16 protein-coding genes, 1 tRNA gene and 2 pseudogenes are annotated in these 15,927 nt (G+C 51.2%); 16 read left to right on the top strand and 3 right to left on the bottom strand.

Features of this window, described 5'->3' with window-relative positions:
- The first annotated feature begins 45 nt into the window (after positions 1 to 45).
- Both coaE and OMP40_RS01510 read left to right on the top strand, forming a co-directional pair.
- Positions 46 to 654 (top strand): dephospho-CoA kinase, encoded by a 609-nt coding sequence (gene coaE / locus OMP40_RS01515; RefSeq protein WP_277528596.1) that lies wholly within the window; start codon positions 46 to 48, stop codon positions 652 to 654.
- Complete coding sequence (locus tag OMP40_RS01510; RefSeq protein ID WP_277528594.1) at positions 651 to 1,232, top strand: lytic transglycosylase domain-containing protein; 582 nt, start codon at positions 651 to 653, stop codon at positions 1,230 to 1,232. Before coaE ends, OMP40_RS01510 begins: the two co-directional genes overlap by 4 nt.
- An 83-nt stretch (positions 1,233 to 1,315) precedes the next feature.
- Here the strand turns inward: OMP40_RS01510 and OMP40_RS01505 are convergent, their stop codons facing one another.
- On the bottom strand, positions 1,316 to 1,534 hold the full coding sequence (locus OMP40_RS01505; protein WP_277528592.1) for an alpha/beta-type small acid-soluble spore protein: 219 nt from the start codon (positions 1,532 to 1,534) through the stop codon (positions 1,316 to 1,318).
- A 117-nt stretch (positions 1,535 to 1,651) separates the two neighbouring features.
- Between OMP40_RS01505 and nrdR the strand changes: the two genes are divergently transcribed.
- The 11 genes and pseudogenes from nrdR to OMP40_RS01460 all read left to right on the top strand — a co-directional run bounded on the left by nrdR (position 1,652) and on the right by OMP40_RS01460 (position 11,059).
- On the top strand, positions 1,652 to 2,113 hold the full coding sequence (gene nrdR / locus OMP40_RS01500; protein WP_090113883.1) for a transcriptional regulator NrdR: 462 nt from the start codon (positions 1,652 to 1,654) through the stop codon (positions 2,111 to 2,113).
- 180 nt (positions 2,114 to 2,293) lie between these two features.
- Positions 2,294 to 2,370, top strand: a tRNA-Ala gene (locus tag OMP40_RS01495).
- A gap of 1,170 nt (positions 2,371 to 3,540) precedes the next feature.
- Positions 3,541 to 4,392 carry an ABC transporter permease gene (locus OMP40_RS01490; RefSeq protein ID WP_420871870.1) on the top strand — a complete coding sequence of 284 codons (852 nt, stop codon included), beginning with the start codon at positions 3,541 to 3,543 and terminating at the stop codon, positions 4,390 to 4,392.
- A complete protein-coding gene (locus OMP40_RS01485; RefSeq protein ID WP_277528587.1) occupies positions 4,274 to 5,155 on the top strand; it encodes a carbohydrate ABC transporter permease in 882 nt (293 codons plus the stop codon). Before OMP40_RS01490 ends, OMP40_RS01485 begins: the two co-directional genes overlap by 119 nt.
- A 61-nt stretch (positions 5,156 to 5,216) precedes the next feature.
- Positions 5,217 to 6,785 (top strand): extracellular solute-binding protein, encoded by a 1,569-nt coding sequence (locus OMP40_RS01480; protein WP_277528585.1) that lies wholly within the window; start codon positions 5,217 to 5,219, stop codon positions 6,783 to 6,785.
- Between the two features lie 68 nt (positions 6,786 to 6,853).
- Positions 6,854 to 7,225, top strand: a complete 372-nt coding sequence (locus OMP40_RS01475) for a glycoside hydrolase N-terminal domain-containing protein (RefSeq protein WP_277528583.1) — start codon at positions 6,854 to 6,856, stop codon at positions 7,223 to 7,225.
- Positions 7,143 to 7,949, top strand: a complete 807-nt coding sequence (locus OMP40_RS41050) for a glycoside hydrolase N-terminal domain-containing protein (RefSeq protein WP_420871885.1) — start codon at positions 7,143 to 7,145, stop codon at positions 7,947 to 7,949. Before OMP40_RS01475 ends, OMP40_RS41050 begins: the two co-directional genes overlap by 83 nt.
- A pseudogene (locus OMP40_RS01470) lies at positions 7,858 to 8,691 on the top strand (glycosyl hydrolase family 95 catalytic domain-containing protein); the annotation flags it as partial. The gene OMP40_RS41050 and the pseudogene OMP40_RS01470, both read left to right, overlap by 92 nt.
- Positions 8,603 to 8,875, top strand: a pseudogene (locus tag OMP40_RS41045) (glycosyl hydrolase family 95 catalytic domain-containing protein); the annotation flags it as partial. The pseudogenes OMP40_RS01470 and OMP40_RS41045, both read left to right, overlap by 89 nt.
- 9 nt (positions 8,876 to 8,884) lie before the next feature.
- Positions 8,885 to 9,208, top strand: coding sequence for a glycoside hydrolase family 95-like protein (locus OMP40_RS01465; protein WP_277528580.1), 324 nt, complete (start codon positions 8,885 to 8,887; stop codon positions 9,206 to 9,208).
- 117 nt (positions 9,209 to 9,325) lie between these two features.
- Entirely contained in the window at positions 9,326 to 11,059 is a 1,734-nt protein-coding gene (locus OMP40_RS01460; protein WP_277529193.1) for a sensor histidine kinase, read from the top strand.
- Between the two features lie 8 nt (positions 11,060 to 11,067).
- Here OMP40_RS01460 and OMP40_RS41040 read toward each other — a convergent pair whose 3' ends face one another.
- Positions 11,068 to 11,298 carry a helix-turn-helix domain-containing protein gene (locus tag OMP40_RS41040; RefSeq protein WP_420871869.1) on the bottom strand — a complete coding sequence of 77 codons (231 nt, stop codon included), beginning with the start codon at positions 11,296 to 11,298 and terminating at the stop codon, positions 11,068 to 11,070.
- Positions 11,288 to 11,911 carry a hypothetical protein gene (locus OMP40_RS01455; protein ID WP_277528578.1) on the bottom strand — a complete coding sequence of 208 codons (624 nt, stop codon included), beginning with the start codon at positions 11,909 to 11,911 and terminating at the stop codon, positions 11,288 to 11,290. The genes OMP40_RS41040 and OMP40_RS01455 overlap by 11 nt, the downstream gene beginning before the upstream one ends.
- 119 nt (positions 11,912 to 12,030) lie before the next feature.
- On the opposite strand from OMP40_RS01455, the gene OMP40_RS41035 reads away from it, so the two are divergent.
- The 3 genes from OMP40_RS41035 to OMP40_RS01445 are packed head-to-tail and all read left to right on the top strand — an operon-like array spanning position 12,031 to position 15,896.
- Positions 12,031 to 12,408, top strand: coding sequence for a sugar-binding domain-containing protein (locus OMP40_RS41035; protein WP_420871868.1), 378 nt, complete (start codon positions 12,031 to 12,033; stop codon positions 12,406 to 12,408).
- Between the two features lie 22 nt (positions 12,409 to 12,430).
- Positions 12,431 to 15,154, top strand: coding sequence for a glycoside hydrolase family 2 TIM barrel-domain containing protein (locus OMP40_RS01450; protein WP_420871884.1), 2,724 nt, complete (start codon positions 12,431 to 12,433; stop codon positions 15,152 to 15,154).
- Positions 15,155 to 15,179: 25 nt separating this feature from the next.
- On the top strand, positions 15,180 to 15,896 hold the full coding sequence (locus OMP40_RS01445) for a response regulator transcription factor (protein ID WP_277528574.1): 717 nt from the start codon (positions 15,180 to 15,182) through the stop codon (positions 15,894 to 15,896).
- Positions 15,897 to 15,927 lie beyond the last annotated feature (31 nt).

Raw genomic sequence — 15,927 nt, 5'->3', positions numbered from 1 at the left:
GATCGAAAGTCGGCTTATTAAGCCGCCGCAAGGAGGTTATGCAGGATGAACATCGGATTGACCGGCGGCATTGCCACCGGCAAGAGCACAGTCGCACGCATGCTGGTCGCCCGCGGAGCGGCGCTCGTCGACGCTGATCGAATTGCCCGGGAAATTGTCGAACCTGGACAAGCCGCGCTCGTCCGGATCGCCGAGCGGTTCGGAGACCGCGTCATTCAAGCGGACGGCTCGCTCGACAGGCGCATGTTGGGCACGATCGTATTCGCGGACGCGGAAGAGCGTAAAGCGTTGGAGGCGATCACGCATCCGGCCATTCGCGAGCTGATGCGCGAGCGGGTCGCCGCGCTGGAAGCGGAGCGGCCCGACAGGCTGGTCGTGGCGGATATTCCGCTGCTGTACGAGTCGGGGCTTCAGCATGTATACGAGGGCGTCATGGTCGCGTACGTTCCTCGGGAGGTGCAGCGGACGCGCCTGATCGGGCGCGACGGGCTATCGCCGGAGGAAGCGGACAAGCGAATCGGCGCTCAGATGGATATCGAAGAAAAGCGGCGATTGGCCGATTACGTCATCGACAACAGCGGCACGGTCGCGGAGACGGAAGCGCAGTTGGATCGCTTCTGGCGGTCGCTCCGTTCGGGACCGGTGACGTTATGAGCAAAAAGCGGACAAGACCGAAGCGAAAACGATGGTTTCTCGCGCTGCTCATCATCGTCGTCGCGCTGCTGTTCATCCGTTCGGAATGGCTGGGCAAGATGGTGTATCCCATCCAGTATCAGAAGGAAATTCAGTCGAATGCGGACCGTTACGCCGTCGATCCGCGTCTGATCGCGGCCGTCATCCGGGTCGAATCCAACTTCGTGCCGGACGCCGTGTCCCCGAAGGGCGCGATCGGGATCATGCAGATCATGCCGGACACCGCAGATTGGATTTTAAAGCAGGACGACTTCGGCAGCATCACGACCAAGCTGGCCGGCGAGCGGGCGGACGCTGGCATTCGCCTGGGGGCCTGGTATCTCAAGGAACTGCTGCGGCAGTTCGAAGGCGACACGGTCAAGTCGCTCGCCGCCTACAATGCGGGGCCGGGCAAGGTGAAGCAATGGCTGCGGGAGGGCATCTGGGACGGCCGGGAGGAGACGCTGTCGGACATTCCTTACGGAGAGACCCGTCGCTATGTGCAAAAGGTGCTGTTTTACCGCAAGAAATACGACGAACTGTATGACAATTGGTCTTAAGCGCGTTAAAATGGAAAAGAAGCCCTGAAGCACGAAGCTTCAGGACTCCTTGTTATTGAAGTACCTAGGTGAAGAGCATGAACTTAGAAACGGCCTGCGAGTTGTTGCTCGGCGATTTGGACCAGACGCTTGGTGATGCTGCCACCGATCGATCCGGTATCGCGAGTAACCATGTTCCCGTAGTATCCGTCTTGCGGGATCGCGATGCCGAGTTCTTGAGCAACTTCATACTTCAGTTGATCAAGCGCACCGTAAGCTTGAGGGACTACCAGGTTGTTGCTGTTGCCGCTGTTTTGGCTCATGTTGTTCACCTCCTCGCGGTTGGTAAACGTATTATGTGCCTTATCCCCGGAATCATGTAAGGGAAGGCTTGGAAATTTAAAAAAAAGTTTCTCGCGTCAAAGGAGAGCCGTCGACATATGAAATGTCCTTATTGCGACTACAACGGTACGAAGGTGCTGGACTCCCGTCCTGCGAACGACAACAAGTCGATCCGCCGGCGCCGCGAATGCGAATCGTGCAATCGCCGCTTCACCACGTTCGAGATGGTCGAGGAGACGCCGCTGATCGTGATCAAGAAAGACGGGAGCCGCGAGGAGTTCAGCCGTGAAAAGCTGCTGCGCGGACTGCTGCGCGCCTGCGAGAAGCGCCCGGTGTCCGTCGGACAGCTCGAGATCCTCGTCTCCAACGTCGAGCGCGAGCTGCGCAACACCGCCCAGGCCGAGATCGACAGCAACATGATCGGCGAGAGCGTCATGGAGCAGCTGTACCCGGTCGACGAGGTCGCCTACGTTCGTTTCGCGTCGGTATACCGTCAGTTCAAGGACATCAACATGTTCCTTAAAGAGTTGAATGTATTGATTAATAAGCACGGGATTTGACCGAACGATCGTTGGATGGCGGACAGGCTCTGCTCGCATTGATTGGGCAGAGCTTTATGCTTCATTATAACGAAGAAACGAGCAAGCCATTTCTTTCAAAAGTTTATTCAAAAGATTGTTGACATGTCTTTTGCTCCTGTGATAAGATCATTCTTGTCGCCAACGAACGACAGATCATACGGGGCCATAGCTCAGCTGGGAGAGCGCATCGCTGGCAGCGATGAGGTCAGGGGTTCGATCCCCCCTTGGCTCCACCAAATGCAAATTTCAGACACGCCGATGAGGCGTGTTTTTTGCATTTGGTGGAGCCCCGAAGGGGGCGAACCCCAGGGGGCGTTCCACGCGCAGGGAGCCGGAGGCGGACGAGCATGGCATCGATATCTACCACAGCGCTCTACATCGATGAATAGGCTTCGTCAGCAAGTTTAATCGGGATATCGTTATCCCCCTTGGCTCCACCAAAGATTAAATACTTCAAACCCTTGCATAGCAAGGGTTTTTTTTGTTTTTTTGATTTCCCGCAAATGGTGAATCACTCGATGACAATTTGCGTTTGGGGACGAATTGGGGACGTAAAAGATTATGTATGAAGTGAATCCTGCCGCATCGTCAAAAAGGACAGGGAATTCATGCCAGCTATAGTGAAAGTTTTTATGAAGCAATCGCATCTAAAGGTTATTTGACGTATGATTTCTTTTTTGCCGGGGCTCGTTATTGACGCATTAGAAAAGGGACTTATTCCGGAGGAGCGCATACAGAAGCTCATTGATACAGTCGTCTCAAGAGGCGGAATGGTTAAAGATCTTCACGGAGAAAAATCGGTTTATTATCAGGTCCATGCGACCTACTACAGTGCGCTCGGCGAAGATGACAGGAAGATGCGCTTATGGCGCGTGCCTTGCAGTTATTAAGCCAGGAAAAACACAGATCTGGTACCTCGATCTTTTTGCGGGAAAAATGACGATGAGACGCTGAAGAGAGCGGGACGATATCGCGGCATTCTATGCGGATCGCAAACCGATTTGAACGGCGGCAACGGGATGCTATTGTCCGGTCACCTTGCCATCCTATCTTCAAAAATGACAACGCTTTCTTAAGAATGTTGGCTTTCGACGACTTTGTCTCGGAAGGTACACTGAATACGAAGGAGGCGCCGATATGGAACTGAGTACGCAGACAAGAGAAATGACAGGAAAAACAGAACATCGATCTCATTTTTGGAAGCGATTCAAAAAAACAAAAAACGCTGCATCTGTTCGTCGGACTCGGCATGATCTTTTTTGTTGGTCTTCGCCTACACGCCGATGTTCGGGATACTGATGGCCTTTAAGCAGTATTCCATCTCTACCGGAATAAAGGGTATTTTTACAAGCGAGTGGGTGGGGCTAAAGCATTTCGATGAGTTCGTAAACGATTATCAATTCGGAATGATCGTGCGCAATACGTTGATATTGAGCCTTCTAAAAGTTTTTTTCGCTTTTCCGGCTCCGATCCTGCTGGCCATTCTGTTGAACGAAGTCAAAAATGTTCGATTCAAGCGATTCGTCCAAACGATCAGCTACTTGCCCCACTTCATTTCGTGGGTCGTTGTCGTCGGCATTGCTTTTGCCTTCTTGTCGACGGACGTCGGGATCGTCAACAAGGCGCTGCTGGGGCTTGGATTCATCGACAAACCGCTGGACATCCTGACGAACCCTAACTACTTCTGGGGACTTGCGACGGGGAGCGCCGTCTGGAAGGAAATGGGCTGGTGGACGATTATCTTTCTGGCCGCGATCGCGGGCATCAATCCTTCGCTCTATGAAGCCGCCCAGATCGACGGCGCCGGTCGCTTGGCTCGAATTCGCCATATTACGTTTCCAGGTATGAAAGGAACGATCGTCGTCGTGCTCATTCTGACGATCGGAAGCATACTGGGCGGCGGACTGGTCGGTTCCAACTTCGAGCAGGCTTTCCTTTTCGGCAACAGCATCAACAATCCGACCTCGGAAATCGTGCAAACCTATGCCTTCAAGGTGGGATTAAGGGACGGAAGATTTTCCTATGCCGCAGCGATCGATTTGATCCAATCCGTCATTTCCGTCGTATTGATCTTCTCCAGCAACTACATTGCCAAACGCTCGTCGGGATCGAGTTTATTCTCAGGAAAGGGGAACGGACATGCCGCTCAGCCAGAAACGAAAAGACCTTATCATGGATTCTTTGGTATATGTCATCCTGGCCATTCTGACGCTATCCATGCTGTATCCATTCTATTATGTCCTGATTCTTTCCTTTAATAAAGGAACCGATTCGCTTCTTGGAGGCGTTTATCTATGGCCTCGGACGTTCTCGTTAGAAAACTACGCGCAGTTTCTGGATGACCCCAAGTGGTATCGCGCGTTTGTTGTTACAATCGTGAGAACGCTTACCGGTGCCGCTTTAGGCGTCTTATTCACCTGTCTGGTCGCGTACGGGCTGTCACACCGCGATCTTCTCTTCCGAAAAAGCTACTTCACGATCATCATATTCGCGATGTATTTTTCCGGCGGTTTGATTCCTTACTATGTGGTTCTGCGTTCCGTCGGATTGCTGAATACGTTCGGCGTGTATGTCATTCCTTCCATGCTGAGCACGTTCTTTCTGTTGATCGCCATTTCGTTCTTCCAGGAGATACCGGCTGAATTAAAAGAATCGGCGCATATGGACGGCGCTAGCGAGTTGGTCATCTTCTACCGGATCATCCTTCCCGTCTCTATGCCGCTGGTCGCCACGATGTCGCTTTTCATGGGGGTCAGTCAATGGAACTCATGGCTGGATTCCGCTTATTTCGTGCAGTCGGATAGCTTGCGGACGCTCGCCTTCCGGATGATGGAGGTGATCAATAAAAGCAATGCGCCCATGGACGCCATAGCCATCGCGAACAGTTCCTCCGCCGGCGTTACCAGCTACTCGCTTCAGGTAGCCGCCATGGTCATATCCATCGCGCCTATCGTATGCGTCTATCCGTTCCTTCAACGATTTTTTATTCAAGGCATTATGCTCGGGTCTGTAAAGGGCTGATGAACGGCATGATATTAGAGCGTTAGCTTTAATATAAACAACACTTTTCGGAGGGATTCGATTGAAGAGAAATAAGGGGAAGAAAACGCTGCTCCTATCGTTGCTCGCGACGATGACGCTGGTCACCGCATGCGGCGCGAACAACAACGATCAGCAGACCACCGCAAGCAGCAGCGCCACCTCGTCCATGACCGCAAAAAACAAAGAGGTAAAAGAACTGTCGTTGTTTATCGATATGTCTTGGTATCCAGTGAAGGAATGGAAGGGGCCGGTCGCCGAAAAAATTACCGAAAAGACGGGCGTTAAGCTGAATGTGACGGTCGCTACCGATGATAAGCAACTTCCGCTCATGATCGCTTCCGGAGATCTCCCCGATCTGGTCTTTACGAATTCCAATATCGCTCGGATGTCCGATTCGAAGCTGTCTTATCCCTGGAACGAGCTGATCGAGAAATACGCGCCTGACTTTAAGATCGATCCGATACGAGTTGCGATCAATTCGATGGACGACGGCAATTTCTACACGGTTCGCAACTCTTTTGCGACCCAGGAGGAAATGGCGAAAAATAAATACGCGCTGGGCAGCGACGGCAATCCCGGCATCGCGGTACGCGAGGACATTATGCAGGAACTCGGTAACCCGCCGATCGCGTCCACCGATGACTTCTTGAAGGTTCTGGGTATGGTGAAACAAAAATATCCGGACATGATTCCGCTGATTATGGACAAAGACTGGATCGAGCAATACTTCCTGCAGCAGTTCGGCGTCGAGGGCCTTCTGGACGGCTGGTATGAGCGGGACGGAAAAGTGGACTATGCGATCAGACAGCCGGAAATGCTGGATTTCTTCAAGTTTATGAACCGTCTGTACCGCGAAGGGGACGTTCTGGCGGAGAACTTCGCCTATACGAACGATCAGATCGACGATCAGTATGCGACCAGCGGGAAGGCATTCGCGCATATGCATACGGTCAGCATTGCAGACTCGGACAATAGCAAGGTCAAAAACGCAGGCGGATCCTACACATTCAAGATGCTTCCAAGCGCTATCTCCAAAAATACGATATCCGTAAGCTCGGGACTTGGCTTTGCAGGGACGTTCATTACGAAGAACAATAAAGATCCCGAGGCGTCGATTAAATTCCTTGAGTATCTTGCGAGCGACGAAGGAAAGAAATTGACGATGTTCGGCGTCGAAGGCGAGCATTGGACCTGGAACGACGAAGGCTATCCGAATTTGAAATACGATCCATCCGACTCCGAATTCGTCAACAGCAACGGAATCAAGTGGTGGTACCTGTACAACGACGGCATCACGGAAGGGATGCTGAGCTATGTGCCCGGGACGCAAAAGACGAAAGCGTTGATGGAGAGAAAGGAGTTCGTGGAGTATAAACCGGAGCTAGGCTTGATCCAACTGCAGCCGGATTCGGAAGAGAAGACGATCAAAACGAAGATCGACGAGATGATCAAAAACGAGAAGGTTAAAATCTACTTGGCGAAGTCGGAGGAAGAAGCCGTGGCAAACTACGAGAGCATGGTGAAGAACGCCGAGAAGATGGGTCTGGATCGCTTGGTGGATTGGGCTAACCAAACCTATCAGAAGAAGAAGGATTTGTTTAAAAAATAAAACGGGGTCCGTCAGGAGCGCTGCGCGTTCCTGACGGATTTTTCACGCTATATTGCAGGTGAAGGCAAATGGGTGAATGGAAAGGCGGGAAAATGATGAAGCTGGCGTATGATTCGCCCGGTACGGCATGGAAAGAGGCTCTTCCGATTGGCAACGGACGGCTGGGAGCAATGGTGTTCGGAGCAGCGGCAACGGAAAGAATCCAGATCAACGAGGAGACGTTGTGGTCGGGGGCGCCGCACGATTATAACCGGCCGGACGCGGGGCAATATTTGCAAGAAGTCCGGAGCCTGATTTTCAATGATCGGATCGAGGAGGCGGAGCGGCTTTTTCTGGACCGCATGATGGGGGGAGCCGATCCATCTGCAAGCTTACCTGCCTTTTTGCGAGCTGAATCTGGCGTTCCCCGGGCATCGCGAGGTTACGCGATATCGGCGTGAATTGGATCTGCGGCGGGCGGTGGCGACCGTATCCTATGAAGCCGACGGATGCGACTACACGCGCGAAATCTTCTGTTCCCGCCCGAGCGGCTGCCTGGTAATTCGGCTTTCGTGCGGCGAGCGGGGCAGTATCGCGGTAGACGCGTCTTTGTCCAGCGTCCACCCCGATGCGTCCGTTCAATCCGACGGCAGCCGCGCGATTCGGCTGACTGGACGGACCAGAACGCGCAAGGGTCCAAGAAATTGGAGCGGCTCTTGGGAAGGTCCGGGACTCCGATTCGAAGGAAGGCTCACGGCTTTTTGCGAAGGCGGCTCGTGCGCGGCCGGCGACGGCGTCTTGCGCATAGCGGAAGCGAGTGCCGTAACCCTCGTTTTTTCCGGAGCGACAAGCTTCTTGAACTACCGGGACATTGGGGGCGATCCTTCGGAATTGAACAATCGGTATATGGCGCGCGTCTCCGAACGACCTTATCGCGAGTTGCTGGACGAACACGTCGAAGACCATAAAGCCTTGTATGAACGAGTCTCGATAAGGCTGGGGGGGGGCCGGGGCGGACGAGCGAACTGGCGGCAAGCGGCGTCCGACGGATCGGCGCGTACTCGACATTCGGGAGACGTAGGACCCGTCGCTCGCCGCGTTATATTTTCAGTTCGGCCGGTATTTGCTCATTGCGTCTTCCAGACCGGGCGATCAGCCTTCCAACTTGCAAGGCATATGGAATGAAGAAGAATGGCCGGAATGGGGAAGCAAATGGACGACCAACATCAACGTCCAGATGAATTACTGGCCGGCGGAGGTCGGAAACTTGCCGGAATGCCATCTGCCGCTGTTCGATCTGATCGACGATCTTCGCGTCACCGGCGCGCGCACGGCGGAACTCTATTACGGCGCGAAGGGCTTCGTCGTCCACCACAATACCGATTTATGGCGCGCCGCGGCCCCGGTCGACATCCATGCCGGAATATGGCCGATGGGCGGGGTATGGTTGGTCCAGCACTTATGGGATCACTTCGAATACAATCCCGACCTTGACTTTCTGAGGGTACGGGCCTACCCTGCCATGAAAGAAGCCGCCCGATTCGTGATGGACTTCCTGGTGGAGGCTCCCGAAGGTGTCAAATTCGCCGGTCTGCTGATTACCAATCCTTCCTATTCGCCGGAGAACGCGTATCGGGACGGCCGCGATCGAAGAAGGCATCTCACGATCTCGTCCACGATGGACGTGCAGTTGATCCGAGACTTGGTCGAACGTTGTTTGATCGCAAGCGAGCTACTGGGCGAAAATTCGGCGTTCGAACACGAAATCCGAAAGGTTCTGGACCGGATCCCCCCCATGCAAATCGGACGATTCGGCCAATTGCAGGAATGGCCGGAGGATTGGGATCGACCGGAAGATTCGAACGGCCACGTTTCTCACCTTTACGGCTTATATCCCGGCAATCAGATATCCGAGGATACGCCCGAAACGTTCGAGGGGGGCGCGCAAAAGCCTCGAGCTTCGCCATCGGAGCAAGGACCGAATCCTGGCTTGGCCGGCTGCTTGGCGGATAGCGCTGCACGCCAGATTGCGAGACGGGGAGAGCGCGCGCAAGCGGCTCGTCGATCTCTTGGCGGGATCGACCAATCCGAATCTGCTCAATCAACATGAGCCGTTTCCGATGCAGATCGACGCCAATTTCGGCGGAACCGCGGGCATTGCGGAAATGCTGCTGCAAAGCCGATCCCGCTATCGAAACGGAAAAGCCGAATACGAAATCGAATTGCTTCCTGCCTTGCCGGAAACATGGCCGGAAGGCTCCGTCTCGGGCTTTCGCGCCCGAGGGGGATTCGAAGTCGGCATGACTTGGGCGGAAGGAAGCTTAATCGGCGCCGAGATCCGTTCCCTTTGCGGATTGCCTTGTACGCTGCGCTATAAGAAGCGATCGATCCGATACACCGTGAAGGCTGGCGAATCGTTTCAATTTGATCCGTTCTCACGTTAACCGGGGTTTGCGGAATTGCAAATCTGGAGGGGATGCGCCTCTATCGGAATTCTTTAGTACATGATACGTTAACGATATATGGATTCCGCATCGGAGGGAAACGCCGCCTTGAGCATCATGCGCAAAATCGTGCTTGGTTACGTGATTATGATCTTTATTCCTGTTCTGGCATTCGGTTATCACTATTACTCGCAAATCTACGGCAACCTGACGCAACAATTCGTGGAGAGCAGGCAGAAAATCCTGGAGCAGGCTTACGCCAATCTGAAAACGGATTTCGCCCGAATTCAGTCGGTCCACCGGGTGCTGCAATACAATCCTTACTTGACCGATTATCTGGACGGCGTATACGAATCCGACGCGGACAGCATCTACGCGCTGACCCGCTATATTCTCCCGCTGAACACGCAATCGATGTTCGCTAATCCGGAGATCGAATCCATCGTCATTTATAAGATGAAGGATCGGGTATTGCCCATCACCAATTTGTTTCGCGATCGGTCTATGCTGGATCCGCAAACGGAACAAACCGTCTCGTCCCTGAAAGCCGGACAGGGGAAATGGCTGCGCGCCGATCCCGCGGCGTCGGATCCGGACCTGATCTATTACCAGTACATTTACAATACGCAAATTACGGAGCGAATCGGCCTTCTTGAAATTCGGGTACGCAAAAGTTTAATCCATAACTTCTATGCGGCCGCGGGTGTGGAAGGAAGTTGGAGAGCGTTGCTGTTGTCCGGACAGGGCGATCCGTTGACGAATGAAGCGCCGGCGTTGGACAAGAAGACATTGCGTCTTCTGCAAGCGGATGACAGGAAATTTTTTATCAACCGGCAAACGATCGTCAATCAGCTGAAGCTCGAGCCGCTGGACGTTCGCGTCATCGTCACCGGTCAGGTGGGAGACGTATTCCGTTCCGTGAAGAAGAAGGAAATCGTCTTGGTGACGATGATCGTGCTGCTGTTGATCGCTTTATCCATCGCCTATTACCTGCTGGCTTCGACGATTACCAAACGGATTCTTCGGTTGGCCCGGCATATGCGTACGCTGAACGACAATAACCTCAGGCAGCTGACGGTCAAAAACGGCAAGTTCGAAAAGGATGAAATCGGCTTCCTGATCGTCACCTATAACGCGATGGTCCGGCGAATGGACGAGCTCGTCAACAACGTCCACCGAGCTGAAATGCGCAACAAAGAAGCGGCATACCAGGTGCTGCAAGCGCAGATCAAGCCTCATTTCCTCTATAACACGCTCGAGACGATCCGCATGGTCGCCGAGGCAAACGACGACAAGGAAGTCGCCGATATTTCCTTCTGGTTCGGGAAACTGATGCGGTACAGCTTGTCGTCCGCGCGGGAAGAAACGGTTCTTGCGAAGGAAATCGAGATGGTTTCCTTTTATATGAACATCCACAAAATGAGGCTCCAAAGCAGGCTGACTTTTGAAATTCAAGTTGCGCTGGATGCCGAACGGCTGGCTTGTCCGCGATTCCTTTTGCAGCCGCTTATCGAAAATGCGATCGTGCATGGAGCTTCCGCCGTCCTTCGACCCGTCCATATCTCGCTGCAGGCGAGGGAAACGGAAAGCGAGATTACGATCGACGTTACCGACAGCGGCAACGGGATTAAGCCGGAGAAGCTTCTCGCGCTTCGCGAACGGCTGTCCAGGCACGACGAGCCTAGAAAGGCAGAGGAGCGGGTCGGCGTAGGTTTGAAAAACGTCAACGAACGAGTCAAAAGCTTCTTCGGAGGAGAATCCCGACTGGAAATCCTCAGCGAGTCGGGCAAAGGAACCTGCTTGCGCATTATCATCGTGAAAAGGAAGGTAGCGGACATGCCCTTTGCTTAGTTTCTTGCTTATCTGTGGCGGTTACGGATATAACGTCCTGGAGGCATTCCTTCCGATTTCGTAAATTGCTTGGTAAAGGAATAAATATCCCCATAACCAAGACTAACGGCTACGTGTTTAATGGGGAGTCCGGAGAGGAGCATCATTTTGGCCTGTTTCATTAAATGTTCAATGTGGTACCGCTGAGGGGAAACTCCGGTTGTGGCTTTAAATAGCTTCCTGAAATTCTCATAGCCCATATTTACGGCTTGCTGCGGCTTCTTTAATATCGTAATGGATATCATTGGCGCCACCGATTAGTTGGCAAGCTTTTGAGATTTTATGATCATTGTGCTCTCTCTGAGTATGATGTACGCTGCCGTGCAAACGGATAATGAGTTCCTGAGCTTTCATCAGCAAATAGGGGAGCCTTTCATCTACAGCGGCTTTAAGAGAGTTAAGCAGGGCGGCAAATTCATTCAAAATATCGTTTGTATGTCGTCGTGTCGGCTGCACCTCTTGGTCGGAATTTATGATGCCTAGCGTTTTGAGGTAATGATAGACTGGATAACCTATGCTGATATAAAACTCGATCCATTCCCCATTCGGCTCGATTTCGGTGGAGTGCATACGATCGGGCAAACGTTGTACCAGATCCCCTGCTTGCATTGTAATAACAGTGCCTTCCTTTGAGATAAATCGTCCATTGCCTTGCAGGACCAACAAACAGCTGTAATATCCGATCCTGAAGTCATACTGGGAGCGCTCTGCCGTTCTTTTTCTCATAAAGCCGCATGACAAAATGCCCTGGTCGAAATCGTCTCCGATACACCGGTATACGACATCGTTTTCTTTTATAGCTTCGAAATTCATATCGTCACCGCACCTACCAAAATGGATAAATGAATTACCAGACCTAACATTTAATATGAAAACTTGTCCTTATATTATAAGGGTATCGACTTTCTTAGCACAACCAATTAAGACAATTTATGAGGGGGTTATTCGAACGTATGAAGCTGAACAGAGACTGGGAGAATCCGCATGTCGCTCACAAGAACCGTCATCCCATGCATGAGCCGTATGGAATATACGAAACCGTGGAACAGGCGCTAAGCGGCGACCGGAGAGCGTCAAAATACGTAAAATGCTTAAACGGCACTTGGAAATTTAAAACGTTTTCATCTCCGGATGCAGTAACTGATGAGTTTTATCATCCTGCATATGACGTGTCCAAATGGGATGATATCCCTGTTCCTTCCAACTGGGAGTTGTTCGGATACGGGAAACCTATATACACTAATATTAAGTATCCCTTTGCGCGGAAGGGGGGCGGACTCTCATCACGAAATTCAACTGAAGCAAGATGAATTTGTTTTGAATCCGCCTTATGTGCCGGAGGATAACCTCACCGGATGTTATGTCCTATCGTTCGAAATTCCTGAACATTTTAACAACAGAGATTTGTTTATCGATTTTGCCGGTGTGGAATCCTGCTTTTATCTGTGGTTAAACGGGAAGTTCGTCGGTTATTCGCAGGACAGCAAGCTTAACGCTTCATTTGATATTACCGATTACATCCAAACGGGGCAAAACCATTTGGCCGTTCAGGTGATGCGATTCGGAGCCGGTTCTTATCTGGAGGATCAGGACTACTGGCATCTATCGGGTATTTTCAGAGATGTTCTGATTTATGCAAAACCGCGAATGCGAATTCATGATTATAAAATCGAAACGCTTTTCCCGGGTGATTATGACAATGCCGAATTAGCCGTGACGGTTTATCCTAATAATCAAGCAAGCTGTTATGGGGAAGCTCACGTGCGTCTGTCTCTTTATGATCACGATCGAGAATTGGTTACGCAATTTGAGACGCCGAAGTTTGCGGATTTCAGATCCTACCTGCAAGACAACTATGTGGCGAAAGTCAAACAAACCATTAAGAGTCCCCAATTGTGGAGCGACGAAATTCCTTACCTCTATAAATTAGTATTGGAAATGATCGACCCTGACGGAAATGTCGTTGACATCGAGAGTGCAAATGTTGGCTTCCGAGAAATCAGCATCGATAACACCGGGATATTGAAAATGAACGGCAAACGTCTCATCATTCGCGGAACCAACCTTCATGCATTTTGTCCCGAAACGGGGCGCGTGGTGTCGACGGAGTATATGAGTGAGCAGATCAAGATCATGAAATCGCTAAATATCAATGCGGTAAGAACCAGTCACTATCCGCATGCCGTCGAATGGTACGACCTTTGTGATGAACTGGGCATATATGTTGTGGATGAGGCCAATATTGAGACCCATGGCATCGGCGGCCAGCTCAGCGCATCTCCCGAATGGACGCATGCTTATATGGAACGTGCAGCACGGATGGTGTTGCGAGATAAGAATCATCCCTCGATCATTCTGTGGTCCTTGGGAAATGAGTCCGGTTACGGAGCGAACCATGCTGCCATGTACGGGTGGATAAAGGAATATGATAAAACAAGATATGTTCAGTATGAGTCCTTGAATCCTCCGGCCAATATTTCCGATATCATGGCGCCCATGTATCCTCAGAAGGATTGGATTGTGGAATGCATGACGAGCAGCGTTGACTTGCGGCCGTTTATTATGTGTGAATATGCGTACGCGAAAAGCAACAGCAACGGGAATTTCAAGGAATTCTGGGACCTTATTTATAAATTCCCGCGGTTTCAGGGCGGCTTCATTTGGGATTTCCAGGATAAAGCGCTTGTCCGGCATGATGAATCTGGAAACAAAAAATATGTTTATGGCGGCGCCTTCCAGGAAGAGATTATAGATCCCGCGCCCGATATGTGCCTGAACGGCATCGTATTTCCGGATTTAACGCTGAAACCGGCTGCCTATGAAATTAAAAATGTACAAGCTCCCGTCCAGATCGATTATGTTAAACGGCATTATGATGTTCCCGGTATTAAAAGTTATCGAATTTATAATCATTATACGCATCGGGACTTAAGCCACCTGGACATCGGTTGGGAACTTGTTTGCGACGGGAAGGTTGTGGAGAACGGTACATTACCCCGATTACACACGCCGGCCGGAGCTATCGAAGGTCTTCAGGCACCATACGATCCAACCAAGGTCTCTGGGGAAGCGTTCCTGAATTTTTATGCTTGTCTGAACGAGGACACCTATTATGCAAATAAGGGAACCTGTATCTATGCATGCCAGGTCGAGTTGAAAGATTCCGTACATGAAATACATACCGGGGATATTCAAAGCGGGAGCCTGGCATATGAAGAAGCTGCGAATCGAATTCATATTTATAATGAAAATACGAACGTGGTCTTCTCGAAAGAAACGGCAGAGTTCATTTCTGTCAGATACAATAATCAAGACTACTTTACGGGCGGAGCGAACAATTTCTATCGGCCGCCAACGGGGATAGACGCAGGTGTGCCTGGTGAGACGCTAAACTATGCAGATGATTGGAGAAGCCTCGGGCTGGACTCCGATCAGAAAGAGATCAAGCGTATCCGGGTATATGCAGCGCCTGCATCAGTCATCATTCAGGTTCATGTTCTTTATCATGGTTGCATTGAAACACGTACGGAGTATGCGATTGGCGGTAAAGGCATTGAAATTACTAACACTGTCGTGAATAATGCTAATGTCGATACCTTACCGAGAATCGGTCTGAGCTTTACCTTCCCTGCTGCCTGGAAGAGTATCAAATGGTATGGCCGCGGGCCATGGGAGAACTATGCGGACCGTAAAACGGCTGCCCTCGTCGGTATATATGAAAGCTCTGTTAAAGAACAGCATGTTCCCTACATCGTGCCGGTTGAGTGCGGGGGCAAGGAAGATGTCCGTTATTTGTATGTGTCGGCGGATGACCGCAAAGTAAAAGTTACCTCGGCGGGTCACTTTCATTTTGACATCCATCAGCACAGCATCGGACAGTATAACAATGCCGCCTACGAGGACGAGCTTGGCACATCCGATTCTGTTTTCCTTCATATCGATTACAAACATGCAGGTCTTGGTGGAGATACTGGATGGACCAAAAATATTCACGATGAATACAAAATCGAAAAGGGCATCTATGTATACAAGATCACTTTAGAGATCGTGGATTGAATCGTGAAAAGGAAGGTGGCGGACGTTGAAGATCTTAATCGTAGACGACGAGCCTTTGATTCTGAAAGGGTTAGTTAAAATCGTCGAAGAGGTCGCACCGGCAGGTTCGGATATTTGTTCGGCCTTTAATTCCCCGGAAGCCTTGGAGAATATGAAGCGCTTTATGCCCGATGTCACGATAACGGATATCAACATGCCGGAGATGAACGGATTTGAATTGATCCAGGAAGCGAGACAAGAGGGGTTATGCGATCGATTCATTATTCTGACCGGCTACGACGACTTCGAATACGTCCGCCAGGCGCTCCGTTCGGGAGTCGTGGATTACTTGCTTAAACCGCTGGATCGGGATGAAATCGCGGTCTTGCTAAGCCGTGTCTTGGAGGAGCTCCCCGCCGCTTCCGACCCAGAGTACACCCGTCACGCCGAACGGATATTGGCCTATCTGCAGGTCAATTATATGAACGATCTGTCCCTGGATCATCTGGCGGAACGGATGAGATTGCATCCGAATTATATCAGCAGCCTATTCAAGAAGGAGACGGGTGACACGTTCGTCAATTACTTGAATTCGCTCAGAATCCGTGAGGCGCAAAAGCTGCTGAAATCGCAGTCTCATCTCACCGTTGAAGCCATCAGTCGGCAGGTCGGATTCGACACCAAGCACTACTTTGCGAAGGTATTCAAAAAATACGCAGGAATACCTCCGGGCGCCTACCGTGAAATGCAAGAAGAACCATAATCATGGATCGCATACCGGAAAGGATGAAAAC

Source organism: Cohnella rhizosphaerae, from assembly GCF_029525575.1.
Classification (GTDB): Bacteria; Bacillota; Bacilli; order Paenibacillales; family Paenibacillaceae; genus Cohnella; species Cohnella rhizosphaerae.
The sequence above is the reverse complement of the archived record's forward strand: the minus strand, read 5'-3'. Positions and strand labels throughout refer to the sequence as shown.

What these genes read in the sequence shown, in the direction of transcription:
- OMP40_RS01510 (WP_277528594.1), top strand. Translation starts at nt 651, where the DNA reads ATGAGCAAAAAGCGGACAAGACCGAAGCGAAAACGATGGTTTCTCGCG.
- OMP40_RS01460 (WP_277529193.1), top strand. Translation starts at nt 9,326, where the DNA reads ATGCGCAAAATCGTGCTTGGTTACGTGATTATGATCTTTATTCCTGTT.
- OMP40_RS01505 (WP_277528592.1), bottom strand. Translation starts at nt 1,534, where the DNA reads ATGAGCCAAAACAGCGGCAACAGCAACAACCTGGTAGTCCCTCAAGCT.
- OMP40_RS01475 (WP_277528583.1), top strand. Translation starts at nt 6,854, where the DNA reads ATGGGTGAATGGAAAGGCGGGAAAATGATGAAGCTGGCGTATGATTCG.
- coaE (WP_277528596.1), top strand. Translation starts at nt 46, where the DNA reads ATGAACATCGGATTGACCGGCGGCATTGCCACCGGCAAGAGCACAGTC.
- OMP40_RS01455 (WP_277528578.1), bottom strand. Translation starts at nt 11,911, where the DNA reads ATGAATTTCGAAGCTATAAAAGAAAACGATGTCGTATACCGGTGTATC.
- OMP40_RS01485 (WP_277528587.1), top strand. Translation starts at nt 4,274, where the DNA reads ATGCCGCTCAGCCAGAAACGAAAAGACCTTATCATGGATTCTTTGGTA.
- OMP40_RS41040 (WP_420871869.1), bottom strand. Translation starts at nt 11,298, where the DNA reads ATGGGCTATGAGAATTTCAGGAAGCTATTTAAAGCCACAACCGGAGTT.
- nrdR (WP_090113883.1), top strand. Translation starts at nt 1,652, where the DNA reads ATGAAATGTCCTTATTGCGACTACAACGGTACGAAGGTGCTGGACTCC.
- OMP40_RS01490 (WP_420871870.1), top strand. Translation starts at nt 3,541, where the DNA reads ATGATCGTGCGCAATACGTTGATATTGAGCCTTCTAAAAGTTTTTTTC.
- OMP40_RS01465 (WP_277528580.1), top strand. Translation starts at nt 8,885, where the DNA reads ATGCAGATCGACGCCAATTTCGGCGGAACCGCGGGCATTGCGGAAATG.
- OMP40_RS41035 (WP_420871868.1), top strand. Translation starts at nt 12,031, where the DNA reads ATGAGGGGGTTATTCGAACGTATGAAGCTGAACAGAGACTGGGAGAAT.